Origin of the sequence: Pseudomonas sp. YNh, assembly GCF_037993085.1 — a bacterium.
GTDB lineage: Bacteria > Pseudomonadota > Gammaproteobacteria > Pseudomonadales > Pseudomonadaceae > Aquipseudomonas > Aquipseudomonas putida.
In genome coordinates, this window is record NZ_JBBMRJ010000004.1 from 62,900 (window position 1) to 89,672 (window position 26,773).

Annotated in this window: 28 protein-coding genes and 1 riboswitch; of the genes, 13 read left to right on the forward strand and 15 right to left on the reverse strand. The window is 62.9% G+C overall.

Features of this window, described 5'->3' with window-relative positions:
- Positions 1-137 precede the first annotated feature (137 nt).
- The 3 genes from WF331_RS05000 to WF331_RS05010 form a co-directional block, all read right to left on the reverse strand.
- The gene (locus WF331_RS05000; protein WP_016501472.1) at positions 138-1,502 is read right to left on the reverse strand and encodes a DUF1329 domain-containing protein; all 1,365 of its coding nucleotides are present in this window, start codon (positions 1,500-1,502) and stop codon (positions 138-140) included.
- 25 nt (positions 1,503-1,527) lie between these two features.
- Complete coding sequence (locus tag WF331_RS05005; RefSeq protein WP_016501473.1) at positions 1,528-3,414, reverse strand: DUF1302 domain-containing protein; 1,887 nt, start codon at positions 3,412-3,414, stop codon at positions 1,528-1,530.
- Between the two features lie 332 nt (positions 3,415-3,746).
- A complete protein-coding gene (locus tag WF331_RS05010; RefSeq protein WP_340622694.1) occupies positions 3,747-5,429 on the reverse strand; it encodes a fatty acid--CoA ligase in 1,683 nt (560 codons plus the stop codon).
- Between the two features lie 161 nt (positions 5,430-5,590).
- Here WF331_RS05010 and WF331_RS05015 point away from each other — a divergent pair, with 161 nt between their 5' ends.
- The 3 genes from WF331_RS05015 (at position 5,591) to WF331_RS05025 (ending at position 8,461) form a co-directional block, all read left to right on the forward strand.
- Positions 5,591-6,556: a 2-hydroxyacid dehydrogenase gene (locus WF331_RS05015; protein ID WP_340622695.1), complete on the forward strand. Its 966-nt coding sequence runs from the start codon at positions 5,591-5,593 to the stop codon at positions 6,554-6,556.
- Between the two features lie 54 nt (positions 6,557-6,610).
- Entirely contained in the window at positions 6,611-7,609 is a 999-nt protein-coding gene (locus WF331_RS05020; protein ID WP_340622696.1) for a class I SAM-dependent methyltransferase, read from the forward strand.
- 39 nt (positions 7,610-7,648) lie between these two features.
- A riboswitch (yybP-ykoY riboswitch) is annotated at positions 7,649-7,789 on the forward strand.
- A 90-nt stretch (positions 7,790-7,879) separates the two neighbouring features.
- Complete coding sequence (locus WF331_RS05025) at positions 7,880-8,461, forward strand: TMEM165/GDT1 family protein (protein ID WP_241800055.1); 582 nt, start codon at positions 7,880-7,882, stop codon at positions 8,459-8,461.
- 137 nt (positions 8,462-8,598) lie between these two features.
- On the opposite strand, the gene WF331_RS05030 is transcribed toward WF331_RS05025, so the two are convergent.
- The 4 genes from WF331_RS05030 to WF331_RS05045 all read right to left on the reverse strand — a co-directional run bounded on the left by WF331_RS05030 (position 8,599) and on the right by WF331_RS05045 (position 10,691).
- Positions 8,599-9,414 (reverse strand): M48 family metallopeptidase, encoded by an 816-nt coding sequence (locus WF331_RS05030; RefSeq protein WP_016501478.1) that lies wholly within the window; start codon positions 9,412-9,414, stop codon positions 8,599-8,601.
- Positions 9,415-9,612: 198 nt separating this feature from the next.
- On the reverse strand, positions 9,613-10,233 hold the full coding sequence (locus tag WF331_RS05035; protein ID WP_016501479.1) for an SOS response-associated peptidase: 621 nt from the start codon (positions 10,231-10,233) through the stop codon (positions 9,613-9,615).
- A gap of 15 nt (positions 10,234-10,248) precedes the next feature.
- Positions 10,249-10,509 (reverse strand): putative signal transducing protein, encoded by a 261-nt coding sequence (locus tag WF331_RS05040; protein ID WP_016501480.1) that lies wholly within the window; start codon positions 10,507-10,509, stop codon positions 10,249-10,251.
- Positions 10,509-10,691 (reverse strand): CPXCG motif-containing cysteine-rich protein, encoded by a 183-nt coding sequence (locus tag WF331_RS05045; RefSeq protein WP_016501481.1) that lies wholly within the window; start codon positions 10,689-10,691, stop codon positions 10,509-10,511. Before WF331_RS05045 ends, WF331_RS05040 begins: the two co-directional genes overlap by 1 nt.
- 125 nt (positions 10,692-10,816) lie before the next feature.
- On the opposite strand from WF331_RS05045, the gene WF331_RS05050 reads away from it, so the two are divergent.
- Positions 10,817-11,983 carry a 1-acyl-sn-glycerol-3-phosphate acyltransferase gene (locus tag WF331_RS05050; RefSeq protein WP_016501482.1) on the forward strand — a complete coding sequence of 389 codons (1,167 nt, stop codon included), beginning with the start codon at positions 10,817-10,819 and terminating at the stop codon, positions 11,981-11,983.
- Positions 11,984-12,104: 121 nt separating this feature from the next.
- On the opposite strand, the gene WF331_RS05055 is transcribed toward WF331_RS05050, so the two are convergent.
- Positions 12,105-12,365, reverse strand: a complete 261-nt coding sequence (locus WF331_RS05055) for a hypothetical protein (RefSeq protein ID WP_016484887.1) — start codon at positions 12,363-12,365, stop codon at positions 12,105-12,107.
- A gap of 159 nt (positions 12,366-12,524) precedes the next feature.
- Between WF331_RS05055 and WF331_RS05060 the strand changes: the two genes are divergently transcribed.
- Positions 12,525-12,731, forward strand: a complete 207-nt coding sequence (locus WF331_RS05060) for a hypothetical protein (RefSeq protein ID WP_340622697.1) — start codon at positions 12,525-12,527, stop codon at positions 12,729-12,731.
- 167 nt (positions 12,732-12,898) lie between these two features.
- On the opposite strand, the gene WF331_RS05065 is transcribed toward WF331_RS05060, so the two are convergent.
- A complete protein-coding gene (locus WF331_RS05065; protein WP_016484885.1) occupies positions 12,899-13,483 on the reverse strand; it encodes a YajG family lipoprotein in 585 nt (194 codons plus the stop codon).
- A 145-nt stretch (positions 13,484-13,628) separates the two neighbouring features.
- On the opposite strand from WF331_RS05065, the gene WF331_RS05070 reads away from it, so the two are divergent.
- Positions 13,629-13,862: a hypothetical protein gene (locus tag WF331_RS05070; protein ID WP_016501485.1), complete on the forward strand. Its 234-nt coding sequence runs from the start codon at positions 13,629-13,631 to the stop codon at positions 13,860-13,862.
- A gap of 600 nt (positions 13,863-14,462) precedes the next feature.
- The gene (mqo, locus tag WF331_RS05075) at positions 14,463-15,971 is read left to right on the forward strand and encodes a malate dehydrogenase (quinone) (protein ID WP_016501486.1); all 1,509 of its coding nucleotides are present in this window, start codon (positions 14,463-14,465) and stop codon (positions 15,969-15,971) included.
- Positions 15,972-16,148: 177 nt separating this feature from the next.
- Here mqo and WF331_RS05080 read toward each other — a convergent pair whose 3' ends face one another.
- From WF331_RS05080 to WF331_RS05095, 4 genes are all read right to left on the reverse strand, one after another.
- Positions 16,149-16,439 carry a PA4642 family protein gene (locus WF331_RS05080; protein ID WP_016501487.1) on the reverse strand — a complete coding sequence of 97 codons (291 nt, stop codon included), beginning with the start codon at positions 16,437-16,439 and terminating at the stop codon, positions 16,149-16,151.
- A 68-nt stretch (positions 16,440-16,507) separates the two neighbouring features.
- Positions 16,508-16,978, reverse strand: a complete 471-nt coding sequence (locus tag WF331_RS05085; RefSeq protein WP_016501488.1) for a hypothetical protein — start codon at positions 16,976-16,978, stop codon at positions 16,508-16,510.
- A 51-nt stretch (positions 16,979-17,029) separates the two neighbouring features.
- A complete protein-coding gene (locus WF331_RS05090; RefSeq protein WP_016501489.1) occupies positions 17,030-17,503 on the reverse strand; it encodes a WbuC family cupin fold metalloprotein in 474 nt (157 codons plus the stop codon).
- Positions 17,504-17,505: 2 nt separating this feature from the next.
- Complete coding sequence (locus WF331_RS05095) at positions 17,506-18,063, reverse strand: hypoxanthine-guanine phosphoribosyltransferase (RefSeq protein ID WP_016501490.1); 558 nt, start codon at positions 18,061-18,063, stop codon at positions 17,506-17,508.
- Between the two features lie 161 nt (positions 18,064-18,224).
- On the opposite strand from WF331_RS05095, the gene upp reads away from it, so the two are divergent.
- On the forward strand, positions 18,225-18,863 hold the full coding sequence (gene upp, locus WF331_RS05100) for a uracil phosphoribosyltransferase (RefSeq protein ID WP_016501492.1): 639 nt from the start codon (positions 18,225-18,227) through the stop codon (positions 18,861-18,863).
- 2 nt (positions 18,864-18,865) lie between these two features.
- Entirely contained in the window at positions 18,866-20,140 is a 1,275-nt protein-coding gene (locus WF331_RS05105; protein WP_016501493.1) for a uracil-xanthine permease family protein, read from the forward strand.
- Between the two features lie 132 nt (positions 20,141-20,272).
- Here WF331_RS05105 and hemH read toward each other — a convergent pair whose 3' ends face one another.
- Positions 20,273-21,289, reverse strand: coding sequence for a ferrochelatase (hemH, locus tag WF331_RS05110; protein ID WP_049277214.1), 1,017 nt, complete (start codon positions 21,287-21,289; stop codon positions 20,273-20,275).
- 13 nt (positions 21,290-21,302) lie between these two features.
- A complete protein-coding gene (locus WF331_RS05115; RefSeq protein WP_016501495.1) occupies positions 21,303-22,208 on the reverse strand; it encodes a TIGR01777 family oxidoreductase in 906 nt (301 codons plus the stop codon).
- Positions 22,209-22,395: 187 nt separating this feature from the next.
- Here WF331_RS05115 and WF331_RS05120 point away from each other — a divergent pair, with 187 nt between their 5' ends.
- The 4 genes from WF331_RS05120 (at position 22,396) to phrB (ending at position 26,773) form a co-directional block, all read left to right on the forward strand.
- On the forward strand, positions 22,396-23,382 hold the full coding sequence (locus tag WF331_RS05120) for an NAD(P)/FAD-dependent oxidoreductase (RefSeq protein ID WP_016501496.1): 987 nt from the start codon (positions 22,396-22,398) through the stop codon (positions 23,380-23,382).
- 100 nt (positions 23,383-23,482) lie between these two features.
- The gene (locus WF331_RS05125; RefSeq protein ID WP_016501497.1) at positions 23,483-24,451 is read left to right on the forward strand and encodes a YbgA family protein; all 969 of its coding nucleotides are present in this window, start codon (positions 23,483-23,485) and stop codon (positions 24,449-24,451) included.
- Positions 24,441-25,340, forward strand: a complete 900-nt coding sequence (locus WF331_RS05130) for a MerR family transcriptional regulator (RefSeq protein ID WP_016501498.1) — start codon at positions 24,441-24,443, stop codon at positions 25,338-25,340. Before WF331_RS05125 ends, WF331_RS05130 begins: the two co-directional genes overlap by 11 nt.
- Entirely contained in the window at positions 25,331-26,773 is a 1,443-nt protein-coding gene (gene phrB / locus WF331_RS05135) for a deoxyribodipyrimidine photo-lyase (protein WP_016501499.1), read from the forward strand. The genes WF331_RS05130 and phrB overlap by 10 nt, the downstream gene beginning before the upstream one ends.

Genomic DNA, 26,773 nt, shown 5'->3' on the forward strand with positions numbered 1-26,773 from the left:
TGCAATGGCCTCTTCGCAGCACAAGGCTGCTCCTACAGGGCCTGTGTTTGACTGGAAATTATCGCCGGAGCAGAAACAGGAACGCCCCGGGCAGGCCGGGGCGTTCTGGGGATCACACGGAGTGAAGGGTTTTCAGATCAACGAATACCCGACTGGCGCAACGCCGCAGGCTGGAAGTCGGCCTTGCTGGCACTGAAGCCGAAGTCGTAGGCGCGCTTCTCTTCGTTTTTCATGCCCAGGGCCAGGTAACGACCCGACTGCAGGTCGTAGATGGTTTCCAGGGTGTACCAAGGCACCTCTTTGTTGTAATACGGCTGGGAATGGGCCTCGGACACGCGCCACAGCTGGCCACGGCCGTCGTACTGGTCGATCACTGCGGCCTGCCAGGTGTCCTCATCGATGTAGAAGTCCCGCTTGGCGTAGATGTGCCGCTGGCCCGGCTTCAGGGTTGCGACCACGTGCCAGACGCGGCGCAGCTCGTAACGGGACAGGTCCTGGTTGATGTGCCCGGCCTTGATGATGTCGGCGTACTTCAGCTTGGGGTCATCCAGCTTGAAGGCGTTGGAGGCGATGTACAGCTCCTTCTTGCCTTCGAGCTTCCAGTCGTAGCGGTCTGGCGCACCGTTGAACATGTCCAGGTTGTCCGAGGTACGCAGGCCGTCGGCGGCGGTACCCGGGCCGTCGTACGACACTTGCGGCGCCTGGCGCACGCGACGCTGGCCGGCGTTGTAGATCCACGCCTTGCGCGGCTCCTTCACCTGGTCGAGGGTTTCGTGCACCAGCAGCACAGTCCCGGCCAGGCGCGCTGGCGCGGTTACTTCCTGCTTGAAGTAGAACAGGATGTTGCCTGGGTTGTTCGGGTCGTAATCCTTCATCCTGTCGCGGAAGACGAACTGGTCGGAGAAGTAAACCGGGCTGAAAGAGCCGTTCTGCTGCGGCGTGGCCTGGATCACCAGGCGGCTGACACTGCCCCCCCGGTAACGGGTGATGTGGTTCCAGATCACTTCCAGGCCGGTTTTCGGGATCGGGAACGGCACCGCCGTGTTGAAGTTGTTCAAACCGTTGCCGCCTTCCGTCAGCGTGGTCTGGGTGGCGTTTTTCTTGATGGCGGCGAACACGTCCGCAGGTACCGTGGAGCCGCGATGGGTTTTGAATACTGGGATCTTGAAGGTGTCCGGGTAGCGTTTGAGCATGGCCATCTGGCCCGGCGAAAGCTTGTCCTTGTACTGCTCGGCGTTTTGCGCAGTGATGGTGAACAGCGGCTTCTCACTGCCATACGGGTCTGCCAGGAAACCCTTGCCGTCGACGCTGCCCGCACTCTTCGACAGCGGCTCCCAAGGGCCGATCGAGCCATCGGCGTTGCCGGCCTTTTCAGCCCCCATCGGGGTCAGGGTACTGCCCAACTTGGCCGCCTCGTCGGCGGATACCGCAGCCATGACGCTGGTCGCCAGCAGGGACAGGCCCAGTACACCGGCTTGCAGCAGACTTCTGGTCTTGTTCATGTCGTGTCGTCCTGGATCTGTATGCTTAGAAGTTCACGCCGAAGCTGAGCGCGACGAAGTCACGGTCATCCACGGTGCTGTACTTGCCATCGAAGAAGTTGGTGTACGACAGGCTCGCCGTGTAGGTGTTCTGGTACTCGGCGTCCAGGCCCAGGCTGACTGCCTTGCGGCCTTCCTCGAAGTTGGCACCAGGGCCGGGCGAGTAGCCAGAAACGTCATGCGACCAGGCCACGCTGGGCTTGAGGTTTACGCCGGCAAAGACATCGTTGTAGTCCCAGATGACCCGCGCGCGGTAACCCCAGGAGGTGCTGGTGGTGTAGCCGTCGTTTTCGCATTTGCGATTCAGGTTGGTGGTGGATGCCCCGGCACCTGCGCCGGCGATGGTGCTGGCATTGAGTGCCTGGCAGGTGTCCGCACCGCCAGTGGCAGGCAGCGGGCCAGGCCCGAAGACCGGGTCACGGCCATAGCGGGTCTCGCGGGCGTTTTCCAGGCCGCCAACGTGGGTTACCCCAACTTCGCCCACCACGGTCATGCGGCTGGCGCCCATTACCTGGTCGAAGAAGTGCGTCAGGGTGGTCTGGAACTGTGTGATTTCCTTGCGACGGTAGCCGTGCAGGTCTTGGCCGGGTGTACCCGAGAGCAGCGAAGCGTTGGTGAGCGCGCCACCAATCGGACGCACGCCCGCGAACAGGATATCGGTCGTATTCAGCTGCACGGGGGCATTGGGGCGATAGCTGACTTCACCGCTCCAGGCCGTACCCGTGGGCAGCGTAGTGGAGAAACTCAGGCCGTACAGGCGAATGTCCTCCGGGTATTCGACGAAGTACTCGGAGTTACCCGCCACAATCAGCGGTGCCAGCGCCCGCAACTGGGCAGGCAGCGCGCTCAGGCCGGCGAACACCGATGGTGGGGCGCCGGTGGCGCTGAAAATCGGTGCGCGGCTGTGGTAGTTCATGAAGTAGGCGCCGAACTCGGTGTCCAGCGGGTCGAACATATAGCGCAGTGCCACGCCGAACTGGCCGCTGTCGCGGGCATCACGGTCGGCGCCGCGGCGCACCATCACCCCTTCCTCATTGATGTTCACGCCCCGGGAGGCGAGGAACTGCTGGGCCGCGCCGGGCACCGTGCGGCTGCTGTTGAGCACGCGCAGGTTGTCGGTACAGCCGTCGGCAATGATGTCCGGCTGCGAGAAGAACGTACCGCAGTTATCAACAACCGTCTGGTCCCACTCGATCTGGTAGAAGGCTTCGGCCGACAGGTTGTCGGTGAGGCTTTGCGAGATATAGAACATGTTGACCGGGATCAGGCCTTCCTTGATCTCGGCCCCTGGGCGGCGGAACGCCGACACGTCGATGGGGTTGATCGAGTTGATGCCGCCGCCGATGAAGGTACTCTCACCCCAGCTCACCACCTGCTTGCCCAGGCGTACCGAGCCTGGCTGATCGCCGATGGAATAGTTGTGGTAGACAAAGGCGTCGAGCAACTGCGCGCCGGACGACTTGGCGCCCTCCTTGCGGCCGGAGTCGCTGATGTCCTTGAACTCGCGGCCTTCGTCCTTCAGCTCGAAGTCGTACCAGTACTTGCCGCGCACAAACACGCCGGTATCGCCGTATTTGAGTTCCAGGTCATGGATGCCCTTGAAGATCTTGGAGAACGTTTCGCCCTTCTTGAAGTTCAGGTGGCCGTCGTCGGATGTCTGCGACAGGCCCTTGCCGCCGTTGTTCACCCCGATCAGGTTCTTGTTGGGGTTGGCTGTCGACCAGCTGGCGCCGATGGAGAGCGACGAGTCGAACTGCCCTTCGATTTCACCAATGTTGAAACTGACAGCGAAAGCAGGACTTGCGAGCGTGGAAGCAAGGCTGACGGCCAGGGGCAACTTGGCCCGGCGCCAGAACAGGTTTGCAGATTTCATCGACGCTACTCCATGTACTTTATTGTTATGGCAGTGAGTCCTTTCAAGAACGGCCCGAGCGACCGGTTTGCAGGTTTGCACCTGCGGCGATACGGCTTGCGCGTATCGCCCTCCCCCATTCCTGAAAATCCCCTGGCCCCGACTATAGCCAGCAAGGCACAGGCGCTTGATCCCTCTAAAGTGTGATTTGCGCTCCATGCCGCCAACTCGCTGCAGTGTTGTCCCGGTTGCGGGCTGGCAGAGCTCAAGGATGGCGCATTTCTGCCATTTGGCAAGGCGCCGGGGCCTCTAGCGTGCGGGTCGCGTTCTGACGTTGGCGACCCGCACGGCGGTCACAGCGTGGAAAGGAACGCGCTGTTGCTGGCCTGCCACTGGACGATGTCCTGGCGGATGCGTTTCTTGTCGAGCTTGCCGACACTGGTCTTGGGAATTTCAGTAACAACGGCGATCTGGCTAGGAATCGCCCACTTGTTGATGTGCCCTTGCTCGACAAATGGCTTGAGATGGTCCTTGAGCGCCTTGGCATCGATGGCCTGGCCTTCGCGCACCACCAGCAGGGCAAACGGGCGCTCGCCCCATTGCGGGTCGGCTACCCCCACCACCGCCACTTCGCGCACGGCCGGGTGACGGCTGATCAGGTCTTCCAGGTCGAGCGAAGACACCCACTCGCCACCGGTCTTGATCACATCCTTGATGCGGTCACGGATGTCGATGTAGCCCATGCCGTCGAGGGTTGCAACATCGCCGGTGTGCAACCAGCCCCCCTGCCACAGTTCCTCGCTCTTTTCCGGTTCCTTGAAGTAGCCCATGGTCAGCCACGGCGCACGCAGCACCAGCTCGCCCTGGGTTTCACCGTCGGCCGGCAGGAAGTTGCCGTCGCCATCGACAATGGCCGCCTCGACCAGTGGCACCGGGACGCCGGCCTTGATGCGGTAGGTGACGCGCTCATCCTCGCTGCCGGCCTGCAGCTCGTCGTTCAGGTGCGCAGCGGAGATCAGCGGGCAGGTTTCGGACATGCCATACGCGGCGGTCAGCTGGATGCCACGTGCCAGGGCAGCCTGGTACAGCGAACGGTTGAGCGAGCTGCCGCCGATGATGATCTTCCAGCCGCCGAAGTCCTGCCCTTGCGCGTTCGGGCAGTTGAGCAGCATCTGCAGGATGGTCGGCACGCAATGGGAGAACGTGACCTTTTCTTCGCGCCACAGCTTGACCAGCATGTCCGGCTCGTAGCGCCCCGGGTACACCTGCTTCATGCCCAGCATGGTGGCGGCGTAGGGAATGCCCCAGGCATGCACATGGAACATCGGGGTGATGGGCATGTACACGTCGTTGCTGCCCAGCAGGCGCACGCTGTCGATGCTGCCGGTGACCGAAGCTTCGGCCAAGGTGTGCAGTACCAGTTGCCGATGGGTGAAGTACACGCCCTTGGGGTTGCCGGTGGTGCCGGTGGTGTAGAAGGTGGTGGCCACCGAGTTTTCGTCGAAGTCCGGGAAGTCGTAGCGTGGGCTGGCGGCTGCCAGCAGCTGCTCGTACTCGCCCACCAGGCCAGGCAGCTCGGCCGTTTTGTCCGGGCCATCGGTCAGCAGCAGGGTCTTGTCAACGGTGGTCAGCTGCCCGGCAATGGCCTGGTAGAGGCCGACGAAATCGCTGTTGACCAGCACCACGCGGTCTTCGGCGTGGTTCATGGTGTAGAGGATCTGATCGGGCGACAGGCGCACGTTGATGGTGTGCACAACGGCGCCGATCATCGGGATGGCGAACATGCACTCCAGGTAGCGGTGGCTGTCCCAGTCCATGACCGCCACCGTGTCACCGGCCTTTACCCCGGCCTCGGTCAGCACGTTGGCCAGGCGCGCGATGCGCTCGTTGAGCTGTGGGTACGTCAGGCGCAACTGGTCGCGGTAGACGATTTCCCGGGTCTTTTCATAGCGGCTGCCGGACATCAGAAGGCGTTTGATCAGCAGCGGGTAGTCGTAGGCGCCCTCGGCGGGCTTGATGATGCGGGTCTGCAGCATGGTTATCCCTTTTCTGAAAAGCGGGCCGGACAAATCTGGTAACCACTGTAGTTCGCGAATGTGACGGCTAAATCAGCCGAAGGAATGATTTGGCTGCGCGAGGTATGAGTGGCATTGTCCGGGTGATGGATCATCCCTGCCCTGCCAACGGAGCCTTACTGATGCCCAGCCCGCGTCGCGCCGTGTTTCTCGATCACCAGTCCCTGGACCTCGGTGACCTCGACCTTTCCCCGCTACGAAGCCAGTTCGATGAGTTCGAGCTGTTCGCCGCTACCCGTCCGGACCAGGTCGCAGAGCGACTGCAGGGCGCCGTGGCGGTGGTCAGCAACAAGGTCATGCTCGACGCCGCGACCCTGGCCGCCAACCCACAGCTCAAGCTGATCCTGGTGGCCGCCACCGGCACCAACAATGTCGACCTGGCAGCAGCGCGCGCGCAGGGCATCACGGTCTGCAACTGCCAGGGCTACGGCACGCCGTCCGTCGCGCAGCACACCCTCGCCCTGCTGTTGGCCCTGGCCACCCGCCTGTGCGACTACAACCAGGCGGTGGCGGACGGCCAGTGGGCCAAGGCCAGCCAGTTCTGCCTGCTGGACTTTCCCATCGTCGAGCTCGAAGGCAAAACCCTCGGCCTGCTCGGCCACGGCGAACTGGGCGGCGCGGTGGCGCGGCTGGCCGAAGCCTTCGGCATGCGCGTACTGAGCGGGCAGATTCCCGGCCGCCCGGAACGCGCCGACCGCCTGCCGCTGGACGAGCTGCTGCCACAAGTCGACGCCCTGACTTTGCACTGCCCGCTGAACGAGTACACCCGGCACATGCTCGGTGCCCGCGAACTGGCCCTGCTCAAGCCCGGTGCGCTGGTGGTCAACACCGCCCGTGGCGGCCTGATCGACGAGCAGGCGCTGGCCGATGCCCTGCGCAATGGTCACCTGGGCGGCGCGGCCACCGACGTGCTCAGCGTGGAGCCGCCGGTCAACGGCAACCCGTTGCTCGAACCCGGCATCCCACGCCTGATCATCACCCCGCACAGCGCCTGGGGGGCAGTGGAATCACGCCAACGCATCGTCGGCCAGCTCAGCGAGAACGCCCAGGCCTTCTTCGCCGGCCAACCGCGCCGCGTGGTCAGCTGAGCGGGGCGCCCGCCTCTGCTACACTGCGCCACTTTTTTCCAGGAGGCGTCGTCCATGGACCCGCGCAGTGAAGTATTGCTCCGCCAGGCAGAGCTGTTCCAGGGGCCGCTGCTGATTGCCGGCGCCCCCGCCGATGGCCTGCTCGGCCAATTGCCACAGGCCCAGGCCTGGACATGGCACGCAGGCGATCAGGCCCTGCTCGACAGCCGTTTTGCCGGCCGCAGTCACCATGGTGTCGAACCGCCTGAAGTGCCCTTCGACAGCGCCGTGCTGTTCCTGCCCAAGTCCCGCGAACTGGCCGCCTACCTGCTCAATGCCCTGGCGTCGCGCCTGGCCGGCCGTGAGCTGTACCTGGTCGGCGAAAAGCGCGGCGGCATCGAAGGCGCGGCCAAACAGCTGCAGGCCTTTGGCAAACCGCGCAAGCTGGACAGCGCCCGGCACTGCCAGCTGTGGCAAGTGACCATCGAGCAGGCGCCCGAGGCCAAGCCGCTGGAAAGCCTGGCCGAACGCTTCGAACTGGCCCTGGAAGACGGCCCGTTGCAAGTGGTCAGCCTGCCTGGCGTATTCAGCCACGGGCGCCTCGACCGCGGTACCGCCCTGCTGCTCAAGCACCTCGACGGCCTGCCCAGCGGGCATGTGCTGGACTTCGGCTGTGGCGCGGGGGTACTGGGCGCAACGGTCAAGCGCCGCTATCCGCAAAGCCGGGTAACCCTGCTTGATGTGGATGCCTTCGCCGTGGCGGCCAGCCGCCTGACGCTGGCGGCCAACGGCCTGGAAGGCGAGGTGATCAGCGGGGATGGTATCGACGCGGCACCGACCGATCTCAGCCTGATCCTGAGTAACCCTCCATTCCACACCGGGGTACACACCAACTACCAGGCTTCGGAAAACCTGCTGAAAAAATCGGCCGTTCATCTGCGAAAAGGCGGCGAAATGCGCCTTGTTGCCAATAGCTTCCTACGCTACCAGCCGCTGATCGAAGGGGCCCTGGGCAAATGCCAGGTGCGCGCCGACGCTGACGGTTTCCGGATCTATCAGGCAACACGCGGATAAAAACAGCGCTTGCCGAAAGCGTTTTGCCTAGGCAGAATCCGCACCGTCCTAGGGGAGTAGTCTCCCGCGAGCACCCTGCTCGCCCGGTACGCGTCAACATACTTGGTCAACAGACCATGGCGCGTGCGACCCACCATGCCAGCCTGCATGGAGAGATCCGCAGAGACGGATCCAGGGTTTGACAAGACCTATGACACGCACACCTTACCCGGGGCGGGGAGGATGTACGTGTCATAGCCGTGTCGACCCGCCCCCGTAGGAAACCTGATGCTGGAATCTCTGTTGGTCCCCACCGCCATCGTTGCCCTCGCCGAAATCGGCGACAAGACGCAACTGCTCGCGCTCATTCTCGCTGCCCGCTTCCGCAAGCCGTGGCCGATCATTGCCGGCATCATCGCAGCCACCTTGGCCAACCATGCCGCCGCTGGCGCCGTGGGTGCCTGGTTCGGCAGCTTCTTCAGCAACTCGGCATTGCACTGGATCCTCGCCGCGAGCTTCACCGCCACTGCGCTGTGGACCCTGGTGCCCGACAAGATGGATGACGACGAGAACCCGGCGCGCCGTTTCGGGCCGTTCCTGACTACGCTGATCGCGTTCTTCCTGGCAGAAATCGGTGACAAGACCCAAGTCGCCACCGTCATGCTGGCGGCGCAGTATCCGCACCTGATCATGGTGATCATCGGTACCACCCTGGGCATGCTGATCGCCAACGTGCCGGTGGTTCTGGCGGGTAACTTCGCGGCAGACAAGCTGCCATTGACCCTGATCCGTCGCCTGGCGGCCACGGCGTTCTTCGTGCTGGCCATCGTGGCGGTCTATACGGCGATGAAAGCCAGTGGTTGGGTAGGCTGATTGCAGAAGGGGCCGCTCTGCGCCCCAATCGCCGGCAAGCCAGCTCCCACGCCGACCGCACCGGCCTCAAGCCATGCGCAGTATATGTGGGAGCTGGCTTGCCGGCGATTGGGCTGCAAAGCAGCCCCCTTGCGGTCTTACTGCTTTGCAGCCTGATACAGCGGCATCACCTTCGGAATCGCCGCCTGCAGCGAAGCAATGCGGCTTTCGGACGCCGGGTGAGTGCTCATGAACTCAGGCGGTGCACCTTCGGAAGCCTTGCTCATCTTGTTCCACAAGGTGATCGCGGCATTCGGGTCGTAACCGGCACGCGCCGACAGCTCCAGGCCAATCAGGTCGGCCTCGTTCTCGTTGGCCCGGCTGTTGGGCAGGGTCATGGCGTAGTTCACCACGGTGTCGGCCATGGCCATGCTGCCTTGGCCGAGGCCGAAGATGGCGCCGGCCCCCTGACGGGCCATTTCCACGCCGTACGCCTTGGACATGGCCTCGCGGCTGTGCTCACGCAGGGCGTGGGCAATCTCGTGCCCCACCACCGCGGCGATTTCCGCATCGGTGAGCTTGAGCTGATCGATCAGCCCGGTGTAGACAATGATCTTGCCGCCCGGGCCGCAGTTGGCGTTCAGTTCGTCGCTCTTGATCACGTTGACTTCCCAGTTCCACTGCGCGGCATCCGGGCGGAACTTGGGCGCCTGGGCGATCAGGCGGTTGGCGATGACCTGTACGCGCTTGGCATCGGCACTGGATTTGTCGAGCACACCTTTGCTCGATGCCTCACCCAGGGTCTGCTGGTACGACTGGGCGTACATCTGGTTGACCTCATCGGTCGAGAGCATGCTGAACATGTACTGCTGGCGCTGCACGCCGACAGCGCCGCCGCTGGTGGTGTTCACCGCCTGGCAACCAGCCAGCAGGATGCCAGCACTCAACAGGCTGACGACAAAAGACTTACGCATGAAAACACTCCCTTTTTACATGCGCCGTATCCTAGGCCGAGTCGCCAGTGCCCGCTATAGCCGTAGGGAAGATTTTATTTGCCTGCACCGGCCTCTTCGCGGGCATGCCCGCTCCCACAGGTATTTCATTTTCCCCAGGCGTACCGAACACCCTGTGGGAGCGGGCGTGCCCGCGAAAGGGCCCGTGCCGCCAGAGCATCAGGCCGGCGTGAGGCACTCCGGCGCATCCAGCTTCGGGTCATTGACGAAATTGGCCAAGGCCCGCTCTCGCAATGTTGCAGGCGGGCTGGCCAGCAACTCGTGCAGGCGGGTGATCGGCGTATCCGGGTCAAGCCACGCCGCCTGCCCCGCCTCGTCGAGTATCAGCGGCCGACGCTGGCTCATGGCTGCCTGCGTCACCACCGCGCAGCTCAGCCACACCTGGTCCTGCACCGGGTAGGCCTCCCACACTGCTGCAAAATACAGCGACGAGCCCTCCCCCGGGGTCAACCAGTACGGGCGTTTACGCACGTTGCCACGCCACTCGTAAAAGCCATTGGCCGGCATCAGGCAGCGACGCTGGCGAAATGCATCGCGAAACATTGGCTGCTCGACCAGGGTTTCGGCGCGGGCATGCGCGGGGGTGCGGGAGAGGTCTGTGAGCCAGGCCGGAGTAAGCCCCCAGCGCGCCTTGGCCAGCTGCTGCTGGCCGTCGAGCTGGCGCTGGATCAACACCGAAGCCCCCGGCGAAATGTTCCATTGGGCCGGCTGGCCTTCAGGGAAACCAGGCAGGCTTGCAAGCGCCTGGGGCCAGCGAAACAGGGCGTAACGTCCACACATGGGCGAATTCAGAACCTAGCAGATCAAGGTACCGGGGAAGCTCTCCGGTTCGTCGCCAACCAGTGGCTGGGCATCATTGTACGCATCGATCAGCTGCCGTGCGTACTCGGCCTGCTCATCCGCCACCGCAAGCCCGAGCAGGCCTTGCAGGGGCAGCTCCCCCACACCCCCCATCAAGTCACGGCCCACCAGCTGCACGTTGATGCCTTCACTGGCCAGCATACCGACCAGCATTTCGGCTTCGAGCAGGTTTTCAGGTTCGTAGATACGCCGCATCAGTCGTTCTCACCGAAGACGTCCAGCATCCACTCCTCGCCATGAACCTGCAGCACGAAGCGGACAGGCTTGCAGCACACCTGGCAGTCCTCGATGTACTCCTGATCGCCACCGGACAGGTCGACCGTGGTTTCGACTTCTTCGCCACAATAAGGGCATTCGTAGTTCGCAGTTTCCAGCATCGCGGCCTCCGGGGTGACTTATGCGTATAATTGCCGGTCTGTTTACAGGGCCTGTGTGTGTCCGAGCCGTTTTTCGGAGCCCGCCCTTACCTTATTACCCTAGCCGTTTCCAACAAGAGAGCATGATGGGCGAATTCGATGCCATCCGACCGTACGACGACGCTGAGGTCCCTGCCGTTCTGGCACGCCTGCTCAGCGACCCGGCATTCCTCGATATCCTCACCCACTTCCGCTTCCCGCGTGCGGCCGGTGCTCTCGGCTGGTTGCTCAAGCCGCTGATTGCCCGTCGCCTGCGCAAGGAATTCGCTGGCGTCACCTGCGTTTCGACCCTGCAGGACAAAGTCGAATACTACGTCGACCAGACCATCGACCGCGCCACCGACGGCGTTACCTATTCCGGCGTGGAACAGCTCAAGGCTGGCACCGCCTACCTGTTCCTGGCCAACCACCGTGACATCGTCATGGACCCGGCCTTCGTCAACTACGCGGTGTACCACGCAGGCTTGCCCACCCCTCGCATTGCCATTGGTGACAACCTGCTGCAAAAGCCATTTGTCAGCGACATGATGCGCCTGAACAAAAGCTTCATCGTGCACCGTTCGATCAGCGGGCGCCGCGAGAAGCTGGCAGCCTATCAGTTGCTCTCGGCCTACATCAGCCACTCGATCCGCAACGACGCCACGTCGATCTGGATCGCCCAGGCCGAAGGCCGCGCCAAGGACGGTGACGACCGCACCGATTCGGCGATCCTCAAAATGTTCCACATGAGCCGCAAGGACGAGCCGTTCGGTGCGGTGATCCAGAGCCTGAACCTGACGCCGGTGTCGATCAGCTACGAATACGACCCGTGCGACCAGGCCAAAGCCCGCGAGCTATACATCCGCGCCACCACCGGTACCTACAAGAAGGCACCCGGCGAGGATGACAACAGCATCGCCAAGGGCATTACCGGCTACAAGGGCCGGGTGCACATCACGTTCACCCCGCCGGTGACCGCGTACTACGAGGACACCAAGCAGCTGGCAGCCGAAATCGACCGGCAGATCCTTGGCAGCTACCGCCTGTTCCCGGTGCATTACCTGGCGTATGCGATGTGGGACAGCAAGGATGAGGCGCTGCAGGTGCCGAGTGCCGAAAAGGTGTTCCCGGCGGACGAGCTGGCCAAGGCCAAGGAAGAATGGCAGCGCCGGCTGGATGCCTGCCCTGAAGAGCAGCGACCTTATCTGGTGCTGCAGTATGCGACGCCAGTGCGTAACCAGTATCAGGTCAGGCAGCAGGCACCTGTAGCCTGATCGGTCCCGGGGGCTGCACTGCAGCCCAATCGCGACACAAGGCCGCTACCACAAGGAGTACGCAATTCCCTGCGGGAGCGGCCTTGTGTCGCGATGGGCCGCAACGCGGCCCCAATGGTTCTCAGACCCAGGTACTGAACCAGGACAACAGCAACGCCATCGCCAGGCACGAAAAACCAAGAATGTAGAAGTAGCGTGGCACCCGCAGGTCGAACGCGTCCACCACCCCCTCCTCCACCGCCATGTATTCGCGGGTCTCGGCCTCGCGCCGCCGTGCGCTGTGCAGCAGCAACCCGCCCGGGCAGGTCAGCAGCAGCGCCAGCAGGTTGATCAACTTGGTGGGATGGGCGGCCAGGAACCCCCAGAGCACTTGCAAGGACATCACGCAACCTCGGTGTGAGCAGCGGCAAAGGCACGCATTCTACCCAAGTGGCTGTTCGGCGCCCGGCATGGGCGACAAAGTGTCATTAAATTTCATCTGTCATTCACTCGTCATCTGAACAGGCCACCCTGTCGGCCTCTCATCATCCGGAGCTTGTTCATGCTGCACGCCGAAAACCAGGACCGCCTCTACCTCGTGGCCCAGAGCGATGAACAACAGGCGTTGATCGATGGTTTTGCCATCAATGTGCAGGACCGCCAGTGGCTGGTCTACTGTACGCTGGGCGGGCATGTACATGAAGATTTGCCAGAGGTGGATGCCGGGACGGGCTTCAGCTTGCTGGATTTCTACGTGGAAGCAGCGTGAGCCTGAACCGGCCTCTTCGCGGGTGAACCCGCTCCCACAGGGACCGCACCGAATCCGAGGCCTGCGCTGTACCTGTGGGAGCGGGTTTACCCGCGAAGAGGCCAGCACAGGCAACAAAAAACCCGCTACCTGGCACAGGGAGCGGGTTTTTTCATCCAGCCAAACGCTTACTGGCCCAGCACCTGCCCGATGGTCGGGTCTTTGAACAGGCGGGTCAGGGCATCGCTCAGGACATCACCCACCAGCTGGGTATTGGTGTCCTGGTTCGGCGCCATGCCGAAACGCTGGTCCAGCGAAGCGCCGTAGCGGCCGCTGTAGCTGCGCCCGCCATTGCGCACGTCGGCGCGGAAGGTGGCGCCGATGGTAGCCTCGGTCACGTACAGGTTGTCTTTGGGCGACTGATATTTCAGCTCGGCCAGGGTCACGGTCAGCTGGGGGGCGCCAGAGGCATTCGGCGTCGGGGTGAAGCCGAGCAGGCGCACGGCAGCTTCGGCCTGGGCCTGCAGCTTGGGTACCACGTCGTTACCGCTGACGCTGATGGTGCTGGTCTCAGGGTACATGCCACCACGGGTGCCCAAGGATTGCGAAGGCCGGCCGTCAACCACCCGCACCACGACCGGCTGGCCGTGACCCACAGGGGCGAGCTGGGCCTTGAGCGTGGGTTGCGGGTTGAGTTGTTGCGGGCTGTGGGCACAACCGACCAGGCTGAGGCTGGCCACGGCAATCAAACCGAACAACAGACGTTGCAACATGCGCGTTTCTCCAGAAAATGCGGCAAAGGCCCACAGTATACCTAGCCAGGCACAGACCAGTCATCGGCCCGACCCGCTTGTCACAATCGTTTCATGGCCCCGCCCTTATCCTTGCGCCAAGCCCTCACGCAAAGGACTCGCCGCCATGGCCTCGCTCTGGACTCTGCTTTTCCAACGCCCGCGCCACAACACCTACGCCCGCCTCGATGGCCAAGGCAAATGCCTGGCTTTCAAGCAATGCAGCCAGGTGCCAAGCGGCAGCGGCTGGGTCCAGGTCGGTGAAATCCAGCTGGCCTGGCTGGGCCGCGAGCTGCCCGCCGACGCCCGGGTTTGCGCCCGCGCAAGCCGCCGCTGGCACCAGCGCATCCTCGCGGCCTGACAAACGCTGCAATAAAAACCACGAATGGCGACATTTCTGCCCGCGACATCGCTATAATCTCCCCCCGATTATAAGGACGTCTCCTGATCGGGCCCCGCACTCGCCGATTGACCCCGGCAACTTCACCGCTTCGCCCACAGAGAGCCTTCCACTCAGGTCTTGCATCGGCTGTCGTGCCTGCTTTTCCGGCCCTTCACACTGCATGAACCTGCGGGTTGCCATCGCGCAGTCCCCTTTTGAGGTTCACGTCTCCAAAAGAGCGTGAAAAAACGGTTTTCACAACTTCACAAGAGTGTGGCGAGCAAATGAACAGTCTGGCATGTGCAAAAGCGGCAGATGTGTCCCGAACAGCCCTGAACAGGCGGCAAATGCGCTCATCCCGTATGAGTGTCTGAACCGTTCCATAACGCACGCACGACACCTTGACCATAAGTCGAATTGCCGCACCCGTGGCAAACGGCGTTCAATAGCTGAACCCGAAGACTGATTGGCGGTGTCCGCGGAAGTTGCAAGAACTGCGAAAAGTCGGACATGGCGACCCTGGCTACCCCAGGTCCTATGCTGTCAATTAGGTAGCTGTAGATTGTGGAGACGCGTTAAATGGCGCAGAACGAATCGGTTGATGTAGTACTGGTAGGCGCGGGCATCATGAGTGCCACCCTGGCCGTACTGCTGAAGGAGCTTGACCCGACCCTGAAGCTTGAGGTCGTCGAGGCGATGGACTCCGGAGCCGCGGAAAGCTCCAACCCCTGGAACAACGCAGGTACCGGCCACGCTGGTCTGTGCGAGCTTAACTACACGCCCCAGGCCGCCGATGGCAGCATCGACATCAAGAAGGCCGTGCACATCAACGCCCAGTTCGAGGTGTCGCGCCAGTTCTGGGCCTACCTGAGCAAGAAGGGCAACTTCGGCTCGGCGCGTGCGTTCATCAACCCTGTCCCGCACCTGAGCTACGTCGAGGGTGACAAGGGTGTTTCCTTCCTCAAGAAGCGCTTCGAGCTGCTCAAGCAGCACCATGCCTTCGCTGACATGGAATACACCGAAGACAAGGCGGTGATGAGCGACTGGATGCCGTTGATGATGCCAGGCCGCCCGGCCGACCAGCACATTGCAGCTACCCGTGTAGCCAAAGGCACCGACGTCAACTTCGGCGCCCTGACCAACAAGCTGCTCAAGCTGCTGGGCGACTCGCCGGACGCGCAGGTGAAATACAGCAAGAAGGTCGTCGGCCTGCGCCGTAACGGCAACGGCTGGACCGTGAGCATCAAGGACGTCAACAGCGGCGGCAGCCGCGAGGTCGACGCCCGCTTTGTCTTCCTCGGCGCCGGCGGCGCGGCCCTGCCGCTGCTGCAAGCGTCCGGCATCCCGGAAAGCAAAGGCTTTGGCGGCTTCCCGGTCAGCGGCCAGTGGCTGCGTTGCGACAACCCGGAAATCGTCAAGCAGCACCAGGCCAAGGTCTACAGCCAGGCCGCCGTGGGCGCCCCGCCGATGTCGGTACCGCACCTGGATACCCGCGTTGTGGACGGCAAGACTTCGCTGCTGTTCGGCCCGTACGCCGGCTTCACCACCAAGTTCCTCAAGCACGGTTCGCTGATGGACCTGCCGCTGTCGGTGCGCATGGGCAACATCGGCCCGATGCTGGCCGTGGCCCGTGACAACATGGACCTGACCAAGTACCTGGTCAGCGAAGTGATGCAGTCCATGGAGCAGCGTCTGGAAGCCCTGCGTCGCTTCTATCCGCAGGCCAAGGCCGAAGACTGGCGCCTGGAAGTGGCTGGTCAGCGCGTGCAGATCATCAAGAAAGACCCGAAAAAAGGCGGTGTGCTGCAGTTTGGTACCGAGCTGGTCTCGGCCCAGGACGGCAGCCTGGCCGCACTGCTCGGCGCTTCGCCAGGCGCTTCGGTGACCGTGTCGATCATGCTGGAACTGATCGAACGCTGCTTCCCCGAGCAGGCCAAAGGTGCCTGGGCTGCCAAGCTCAAGGAAATCTTCCCGGCGCGCGAGAAGACACTGGCAACCGATGCTGCCCTGTACCAGAAGATCAGTGCCGACAACGATGTGGCGCTGGACCTGGTGGAAAGCAGCCCGGCGGCCAAGCACTACGCCTGAACCGCCCGATAACGAAAAAACGCCCCTCGGGGCGTTTTTTTGTGCCTGAGGCTTTATCTGCCTGTACCGGCCTCTTCGCGGCTGAAGCCGCTCCCACAGGATTACCGCAGGGCTGAAAACTGTGGAGTACCTGTGGGAGCGGCTTCAGCCGCGAAGAGGCCGGTACAGGCTTACAAATCAGCCGCGGGCGTTGTCGATGATCTCGATGTACTCAGGCGCATTGCGCTGGTCGGCAATTTGCTCGACGAAGGTCTTGCCGTGCTCGTCCTTGCCATCCAGGTCCAGGCCAGCTTCGACAAAGAAGCCGACAAAGCGCTCGAAATCGTCGACACGCAGCCCGCGGTACGCCTTGACCAGCTTGTGGTGCGAAGGAGAGGTCACGCCATCGGCCGGTTCGAACTGAAGGAACGACTTGATGTAGTCGTCGCTGATTTCGTCGCCGATTACCTGTTTCTTGTCTTTACGCATTGCCGACTCCAACTGGACCATCACGGGATTTCGAAGGCCGGCAGTTTACCCCTCGCAGGCTGCGTGGCTCAACGCGTACGTACGGTACCAGTGTGCAGGTCGGCCCAGATGTGGCCGTTGCCATAGGTGAGAAACTGCACGTACAGGGTCTCGTTACGCAGCAGGTCCATGATTACCCGGTAGTCACTGACCGGGTAATTCAGGCTCAAGGTGCGGCTTTTTTCGTCATACACGGGCTTCTTCAGGCTCTTGGCCGCTTCGCCGTCGAAGGTCAGCAGCACCTGGGCGATGGTCGCGCCCTTGCTCAACGGCTTGCCCTTCAGGCGCACCTGCAACGACGAGGTGATCGGGATCGGCTGCTGGTCGGACTGGCGCTGGGCCCCCACCACCACCGAGTAGTCGGTCACTTGCAGCAGTTGCTGACCGGTCGGCGCTTCCTGGCGCAAGGACTGATCATCGGGCGGCAGGAACTGGCTGTGCAGGGGGGCGGCGGCGAGTGGCATGCTGACGGCCAGCAGGAGGGGAAGAATCGCACGCATGTGAGGCTCCTTGTATGAAGGAGCACTCTAGCATGCCGGGTGCAGGCAACCTCAATCGAACTGCGCGAGCATCCAGGCCTGGTACTCGGCCACGCCGGCGTCTCCCTCGCGCGGCGCCCATTGTGCATGTTCGCCCTCGCCCACCGGCCGGTAAGGCCCGGCCTTGCATTCGAACAGGATGCTGTCCGGCTCCAGCACCACCAGCCCATGGTAGGTACCGGGTGCCAGGTCCACACCCAGGCAATCACCGCCTGCCTGCAGCACGCGCTTGTCGGTCACTGCGCCCTGCTCATCGAAGATCAGCAAGCCCAGGCGGCCCTTGAGCACGATCAGGGCTTCGGCCTTGTCGTCGCTCAGGTGGCGGTGCGGCGGGATGTAGGTACTCGGCTGCAGCCCGACCGCCATGCGGTGGCAGGGCTCTTCCATCTCATGGAAGCTATGGTGCTGCCGCCCGCGCGGGTTGGCGGCAGCCTTTTCGGCCAGCCCGGCGAACAGCGATTGGTCGATGAACGCAGGCTGGCGCATGATCACAGCCCCTTGACGGCGAAAATGCCGTTGGCATTGCGCCAGTAGCCTTTGTAGTCCATGCCGTAACCGAAGATGTAGCGGTCGACACACGGCAGGCCTACGTAGTTGGCCTTGAGGTCCGGGCTGGCCTTGCGGTCGTGGTCCTTGTCGATCAGGACTGCGGTATGTACCGAGCGCGCACCGGCATGCTTGCAGAACTCGATGATGGCGCTGAGGGTGTGGCCTTCGTCGAGGATGTCGTCGACGATCAGCACGTCACGGTCGATGAACGACACTTCCGGCTTGGCCTTCCAGAACAGCTCGCCGCCGCTGGTCTGGTTGCGGTAGCGGGTGGCGTGCAGGTACGAAGCTTCCAGTGGGAACTGCAGGTGGGTCAGCAGTTTGCCGGAGAAGATAAGGCCACCGTTCATCACGCAGAACACCACCGGGTTCTTGTCGTGCAGGTCCTTGCAGATCTGCTCGCCGACTTTGGCGATGGCCGCTTCGACTTCGGCTTCGGTGTACAGGCAGTCAGCTTCACGCATGACTTGACGGATGTGCTCGAGATCGGCGGACATGGCGCTCTCCGGGGGTGCATTTTGGAAAAGCGGGCAAAGGTACGCATCCGCTCGTCCCAGATCAAGCATTTATGGACTAACGTCCAGAATGACCAGACGACAGCACAGGCTGAATAGATTAATCTAGCGCGGTTTTTTTGCCCGCCTTTCGGAGCCCCCCTATGCCCACTCGTGAGATCCGCCACCCGCTGATCCGCCACAAGCTCGGCCTGATGCGCCGTGCCGATATCAGCACCAAGAATTTTCGCGAACTCGCCCAGGAAGTCGGCGCGCTACTGACCTACGAAGCCACCCAGGACCTGCCACTCGAAACCTACGAGATCGATGGCTGGTGTGGCAAGGTGCAAGTCGAAAAAATTGCCGGCAAGAAGATCACCGTGGTACCGATCCTGCGCGCGGGTATCGGCATGCTTGATGGCGTGCTCAGCCTGATCCCGGGTGCCAAGGTCAGTGCCGTGGGTGTCGCCCGCAACGAGGAAACCCTCGAAGCCCACACCTACCTGGAAAAGCTCGCGCCGGACATCAACCAGCGCCTGGCCCTGATCATCGACCCGATGCTGGCCACCGGCGCTTCGATGGTCGCTACCATCGACCTGCTGAAAAAGGCCGGCTGCAAGGAGATCCGCGCCATGGTGCTGGTCGCCGCGCCAGAAGGCATCGAAGTGGTGGAAAAAGCCCACCCGGACGTGAAGATCTACACCGCTTCGATCGACCAGCGCCTGAACGAGCACGGCTACATCGTGCCGGGCCTGGGCGATGCCGGTGACAAGATCTTCGGCACCAAGCAAAAGGACGCCTGACCATGCAGGACGGCTTCAACGACCCGCTCTGGCGCCAGGTCGTTTCGGGCGCGCAGATGCTCTTCGTGGCATTTGGCGCGTTGGTGCTGATGCCACTGATCACCGGCCTCGACCCGAACGTCGCGTTGTTCACTGCCGGCATCGGCACGCTGCTGTTCCAGCTGGTTACCGGCCGCCAGGTACCGGTGTTCCTGGCCTCCAGCTTTGCCTTCATCACCCCGATCATCCTCGCCAAGGGCCAGTTCGGCCTGGCCGAGACCATGGGCGGCGTGATGGCTGCAGGTTTCGTGTACACCTTCATGGGCCTGATGGTAAAAATCAAAGGCACCGGTTTCATCGACCGCATGCTGCCGCCTGTGGTTATCGGCCCGGTAATCATCTCCATCGGCCTGGCCATGGCACCGATCGCTGCCAACATGGCGATGGGCAAAGGTGGGGACGGCGCAGCACTGATGCCGTACAAGACCGCCATGCTGATCTCCATGCCAGCCCTGCTGACCACCTTGATCGTCGCCGTGTTCGGCAAGGGCATTTTCCGCCTGGTACCGATCATCTCCGGCGTGCTGGTGGGCTTTGCCCTGGCCTTCGCTTTTGGCGTGGTCGACACGGCGAAGATCGCCGCTGCACCGTGGCTGGAAATCCCTAACTTCACTGCACCAGCATTCAACTGGCAGGCCATCCTGTTCATCGTCCCGGTTGCCCTGGCACCGGCGATCGAGCACATTGGCGGGGTGATTGCGGTCGGTAGCGTGACCGGCCGTGACTACCTGAAAAAGCCTGGCCTGCACCGCACCTTGCTGGGTGACGGCCTGGCCACCACGGCAGCCGGCCTGTTCGGCGGCCCGCCCAACACCACCTACGCCGAAGTGACTGGCGCGGTGATGCTGACCAAGAACTACAACCCGAAAATCATGACCTGGGCGGCGGTCTTCGCCATTACCCTGGCGTTCATCGGCAAGTTCGGCGCGCTGCTGCAAAGCATCCCGGTACCCGTGATGGGCGGCATTCTGTGCCTGCTGTTCGGTTCGATCGCGGCGGTGGGCATGAACACCATGATCCGCCACAAGATCGACCTGGCCGAAGCGCGCAACCTGGTGATCGTGTCGGTAACCTTGGTGTTTGGTATCGGCGGCGTGCTGATCGGCAGCGGTGACGGCCCGGATGACTGGGGCCTGAAGGGCATCGCCCTGTGCGCCATCGTGGCAATTGCCCTGAACCTGATCCTGCCGGGCAATGATGGCTGGAAGCACAAGAAACTGGACGACCAGTTGCCTTGATCCGGCTTTAACCTGAACCGGCCCTATCGCCGGCAAGCCAGCTCCCACAGGTACACCACAAGTTTCAGATACTGTGATGCCCTTGTGGGAGCTGGCTTGCCGGCGATAGGGCCGGTATAGGCAGCCGCAATGTCAGGCCTTTTCGCACATATCCGCCAGCACCCTCACCCACTCCGGGTGATCATTCAGGCACGGCACCAGCACCAGCTCCCGCCCGCCGGCCTCGACAAACTGTTCGCTGCCGCGCATGCCGATCTCTTCGAGCGTCTCGATGCAATCGGCCACAAACGCCGGGCACATCACCAGCAGCTTCTTCACGCCGGCCTTGGCCAGCTCATCCAGCCGCGTCTCGGTGTAGGGCTCGATCCACTTGTCCCGCCCCAGCCGAGACTGGAACGATACAGACCATTTGCCATCCGGTATGCCCATTCTCTGCGCAAAGGCTTTGGCCGTGGCCAGGCATTGCCCGCGGTAACACACCGCACGCACCTCGGCGGATGCACCGTGGCAGCAATCGGCGGTGCGCAGGTCGTGCTTGCTGCCCTTCGGAAACAGCTTCTTCAAGTGCCGCTCCGGCAAGCCATGGAAACTCAGCAACAGGTGGTCGTAATCCTGTTCCAGGTAAGGCCGGGCGCTGGCAGCCAGCGCTTCGATGTATTCAGGGTGCTCGTAAAACGGCTGCAGCACGCGCATCTGCAGGGGCAGCTGGCGCTCGCTGATCACCTGTTTTGCCAACTCGACCACAGTGGTCACGGTACTGTCGGCGAACTGTGGATAAAGCGGCGCCAAGGTCACCTTGCGCACGCCTTGGCCTGCCAGGCGTTCCAGCACTTCGGGCAAGGCTGGCTGGCCATAGCGCATGGCAATTTCCACGGGGCCATGGGGCCAGTGCTCGACCATTGCTGACTGCAGGCGACGGGTCAGCACCACCAGCGGCGAGCCCTCCTCCCACCAGATCGAGCCATAGGCATGCGCCGACTGTTCCGGGCGCTTGATCAGGATCAACGACACCAGCAGGCGCCGCACCGGCCAGGGCAGGTCGACCACGTACGGGTCCATGAGGAACTGGTTGAGGTAGCGGCGCACATCGGCCACCGAGGTGGAGGCCGGGGAACCCAGGTTGACCAGCAGCAGGGCGTGATCGGTCATGCAGCGTCCTATGTCAGAGGCGGCTGGACAAGTTGTCCAGGGCCGATTGCAGATCGTTGAAGCGGAAGGTGAAGCCAGCCGCCAGCAAGCGTACCGGGCGCGCCCGCTGACCGCCCAGCAACAAGGTCGACATCTCGCCCAGGCCAGCCCGGAGCAGCAATGCCGGCACCGGCAGCAGCGCCGGCCGATGCAGGGCCCGGCCCAGGCGCCTGGCGAACTCGCGGTTACGCACCGGCTCCGGGGCGCAGGCATTATAAGGACCGCTGGCATCCTTGTGCTGCAAGAGAAAATCTATCAGGGCGACCTGGTCGTCTATATGGACCCATGGCATCCACTGCCGCCCATCGCCCAATGGCCCGCCCAGCCCCAGTTTGAAGGGCAAGCGCAGGCGCGACAAAAAGCCGCCATCGCTGGCCAGCACCAGCCCGGTGCGCACCAGCACCACGCGGATACCCTGTGCCTGTGAGCGCTGGGCCGTCTCTTCCCAGGCAATGCACAACTGGCTGGCGAAATCTTCGCGCACAGGTGGCGAGGCCTCGGTCAGTTCGCGTTCACCACCGTCACCGTACCAGCCCACCGCAGAGCCGGAAATCAGCACCTGCGGGCGTTGCTCACGGGTGCCCAGCCAGGTCAGCAATTGCTCGGTCAGGGTGACCCGGCTGGCCCACAGCAGGTTTCGCCGGGCGGCCGTCCAGGGCCGATCGGCAATCGGCGCACCGGCCAGGTTGACCACTGCATCAAGGTGATCGTCCGCCTCCATTTCCTCCAGGCGGGCGATGCCACGCACGCCACTGCCACATATTTTGGGCACCTGCTCGGGTCGCCGGCTCCATACCGTGAGCCGATGCCCCTGGCCAAGCCAGTACTGGCACAGATGCTTGCCAATCAAACCGGTGCCACCTGTCAGCAATATATGCATGGCTGTGTCCTCGCAGAATGCGGCGGTGGTCTATTTTTAACATCAAGGCACTTTTTTGACCCGACGCTCTCGGATAAACATAGGCCAACCTGCCCGTGAAAGCGGAATAACCTTATACAGAATTTCTGGATTGTACAGGTTTGCCTGACAGCGTAGTCTGCTCATAGCAAGGTTTGAAGAGGCCATCATGACAGTACCTATTGCCATCATCGGGGCCGGTATCGCCGGCTTGTCAGTCGCCCAGGCGTTGCAAAAGGCCGGGCAGTCCGTGCATCTGTTCGACAAAGGCCACGGCAGTGGCGGGCGCATGGCCAGCAAGCGCAGCGAGGCCGGCGCGCTGGACCTCGGCGCCCAGTACTTCACTGCCCGTGACCGGCGCTTTGTCGAGCAGGTGCAACATTGGGTTGCCGCCGGCTGGGCCGAGCAGTGGAAGCCGCAGCTGTACAACTACCGTGATGGCGAGCTCACCCCCTCCCCCGACGAACAGACGCGATGGGTGGGCGTGCCACGCATGAGCGCCATCACCCGTGGGCTGCTAAAGGATGTGACAGTGAACTTCGGCTGCCGTATCGCCGAGGTGTTCCGCGGCAAGCAGTACTGGCACCTGCAAGATACCGAAGGCTGCAGCCATGGCCCTTACAGCCGCGTGGTGATTGCTGTACCGGCACCGCAGGCCACGCCACTTCTGGCCTCCACCCCGAAACTGGCCGCCGTGGCTGCGGGCGTGCAGATGGAGCCTGTCTGGGCTGTCGCGCTCGCCTTCCAGACACCGTTGGACACCCCGATGCAAGGCTGCTTCGTGCAGGACAAACCGCTCGACTGGCTGGCCCGCAACCGCAGCAAGCCCGGCCGCGACGAGCAGCTCGATACCTGGGTGCTGCACGCCACCTCTGACTGGAGCCGGCAGCACATCGACCTGACCAAGGAGCAAGTGATCGAACAGCTGTGGGGCGAGTTCGCCGAGCTGGTCGGCTGCGTGGTGCCAGCGCCCACCTTCGCCCTGGCCCACCGCTGGCTCTATGCGCGCCCCAGCAGCAATCATGAGTGGGGCGCACTGGCCGATGCTGATCAAGGCTTGTACGCCTGCGGCGACTGGTGCCTGTCCGGGCGGGTAGAAGGCGCCTGGCTCAGCGGCCAGGAAGCGGCGCGACGGCTGCTCGAACACATGGAATGATGTACGGCCATCCACAAATTCCTGTTTGCATAACTTCCCGGCTGTGCTGGAATAAACTTGTACAAGATTCTAGACTCGTACAAGTTTACCGGAGGCAGCCATGCACGACCCTTCAGCCCACAGCAAGCCGCGTATCGCCATCAGCGCCTGCCTGACCGGGCACAGCGTGCGTTACAACGGCGGCCACAAGGCCTCGGACCTGTGCCGTACGCAACTGGATGCTCATTTTGACTGGCTGCCGGTGTGCCCGGAAGTCGCCATCGGCCTGGGCGTACCGCGCGACCCGATCCGCCTGGTCGGCAACCCCGAACGACCGGAAGTGGTCGGCACCCGCAACCCTGGCATGGACTTGACCGACCCGCTGCGCAGCTATGGCAAGCAGATGGCCGCCGAGCTCGACGATATCTGCGGCTATATCTTCATGCAGAAGTCGCCTTCCTGTGGCCTGGAGCGGGTCAAGGTGTATCAGGACAACGGCCATCCGGCCCTCCACGGTGGGCGCGGCGTTTACGCCCAGGCCTTCTGCGCTCAACGCCCGGACCTGCCGGTAGAAGAAGAAGGCCGCCTGCATGACCCCGTGCTGCGCGAGAACTTCATCAGCCGCGTGTATGCCTACGCCGACTGGCAGCGCCTGCTTGCCGAGGGCCTTAGCCGTGGCAGCCTGGTCCGCTTTCATTCGCGTTACAAATACCTGGTGATGGCCAACAACCCGCAGGCCTACAGAACCTTGGGCCGCCTGCTCGGCAGCATGAGCAAGGATGACGACCCACACAGCATCGGCCCACGCTACTTCAGCGAGCTGATGCAGGCCCTGCGCCGCTGTGCCAGCCGCGGCACCCACTGCAATGTGTTGCAGCACCTCAGCGGCTATTTCAAGGACAGCCTGACGCAACAGGACAAGGCCGAGTTGCAGACACTCATCAGCCAGTACCAGCAAGGCGTGGTGCCACTTGTGGTGCCGCTGACCCTGCTCAAGCACCATTTGCGCAAGCACCCCGACGCCTATCTGCAGCAGCAAGCCTACCTGCAGCCGCACCCCGAGAGCCTGGGCTTGCGCAATGCAGTCTGAGGACTTGCTGCCCATCGGCGAACTGGCCCGCCGCACCGGCGTCAACCCGGTCACCCTGCGCGCCTGGGAACGTCGGTATGGCCTGCTCAAGCCCCAGCGCACCGCGAAGGGGCATCGCCTGTACCCGCTGGAACAGGTCGAGCGGGTCGAGGCAATCCTTGGCTGGTTGCAGCGTGGGGCATCGGTCGGCCAAGTGCGCGAGCTGCTCGACAAGCCGTCCAGCACGCCGCCCAAGGGTGACTGGCAGGCCCGGCAGTTCCAGCTGATCGAGGCCATTGCCAACCTGTCACAACGCGCCCTTGACCAACAGCTTAACCAGGCCATGGCCCTGTACCCGGCCGTTACCCTGTGCGAACAACTGCTGCTGCCACTGCTCGACCTCCTCGACCTGCGGTGGCGCAATTACTTCAATGCGCAGCTGGAACAGGCGTTTTTCCACAGCTGGCTTCGCAGCAAGCTTGGTGCCCGCGTCTACCATGACAACCAGTTATTGCAGGGCCCTGCGGTGTTGCTGGTGGAAGACAGTGAACGTGCCTTCAGCGCCGGTTTATGGCTATGCGCCTGGCTGTTCACCAGCAACGGGTTCCCAGTCGAGGTACTGGAAAACCCCGTTGCAGGTCCGCACCTGCAACGTGCGGTCAGCACACTCAACCCCCGCGCCGTGCTCCTGCACCTGGGGCCCCGCATCGATGGCAAGGCACTGCAACGCACCCTGCACAACCTGCCCATGACAATCCTGGCCGGCGGCCCGACGCTGTTGCTGCATGAAGCGCAGTTGCGTGCCCTCGAGCTGCCCAACCTGGCCCTGTTCGACACCCCGCAGGTGGCTTTGCGCTTGCTTCAAGCCCATGACCGCCAGCCTGTAGAGATGAATGCCCCATGCACCTGACCTGGCTGCGCAGCGACCTGCGCATCGATGACAACACCGCTCTCAGCGCCGCCACCGAGCGCGGGCCGACCATTGCCCTTTGGCTGGTCAGCCCCGGGCAATGGCAAGCCCATGATGATGCCGCCTGCAAAGTCGACTTCTGGCTGCGCAACCTGCGCGACCTGCGCCAGTCGCTGGAAGGCCTGAATATTCCCCTGCTGATCCGCAAGATCGACACCTGGGACCAGGCGCCACAAGCCGTGCTTGAGGTATGCCGCCAACATCAGGTGGCAAGCGCCCACTGGAACGAAGAGTACGGCATCAACGAGCAGCGCCGTGACGATGCCACCCGTGCCCTGCTGGAAAAGTCGGGCATTCAGGCCCACAGCCACCTCGACCAGCTGTTTTTCCGCCCGGGCACCATCCTGACCCGCAGTGGTGACTACTTCCAGGTTTTCAGCCAGTTCAAGAAAACCTGCCTGGAGCACCTGCACCGCAGCCTGCCTGCCCTGGCCCACCGGGTTAAGCGCCAGGCACCGCTGCACATCCCTGCCGACCCGGTTCCGCAACACGTGGACGGTTTTGAAACACCCACGCGCGCCTTGCGCGAATATTGGCCAGCGGGTGAAGCCGAGGCTCAGGGGCGGCTATCCCGCTTCCTTGACGAAGCCATCGACGACTACCAGCTACAGCGTGACCTGCCTGCCAAGCCTGGTACCAGCCAGCTTTCGACTTACCTGGCCGCCGGCGTGATCTCGCCCCGACAGTGCCTGCACGGCGCACTGGCCAGCAACCGAGGCGAGTTCGACAGTGGCAGTACCGGCGTACAAACCTGGATCAACGAACTGCTGTGGCGCGAATTCTACAAGCACATCCTGAGCGGTTATCCACAGGTCTCACGCCACCGCGCCTTCCGCGCCCAGACCGAAGCCTTGCCCTGGCGTGACGCCCCGGCAGACCTGGAGGCCTGGGAACAAGGCCGCACCGGCTTCCCGATCATCGACGCCGCCATGCGCCAACTGCTGGATACCGGGTGGATGCACAACCGCCTGCGCATGGTCGTGGCCATGTTCCTCAGCAAGAACCTGCTGATCGACTGGCGCAAGGGCGAGCGGCACTTCATGCGCCACCTGATAGACGGTGACCTGGCTGCCAACAATGGCGGCTGGCAGTGGAGTGCGTCCACCGGTACCGACGCAGTGCCCTATTTCCGTATCTTCAACCCGATTTCACAGTCTCAACGTTTCGACCCTCAGGGGCACTTCATCCGGCACTGGCTGCCGGAATTGCGGGGGCTGGATGAAAAAGCCATCCATCTACCCGTGAAGTCGGCTGATCTTTTTGCTAATAATTCCTACCACAGTCCAATTGTCGATCTCGGCAGCAGTCGCCAGCGCGCGCTGGAGGCTTTCAAGAGCCTCCCGCGTCGGCAGGATCAGAGGGCAATAACTTGA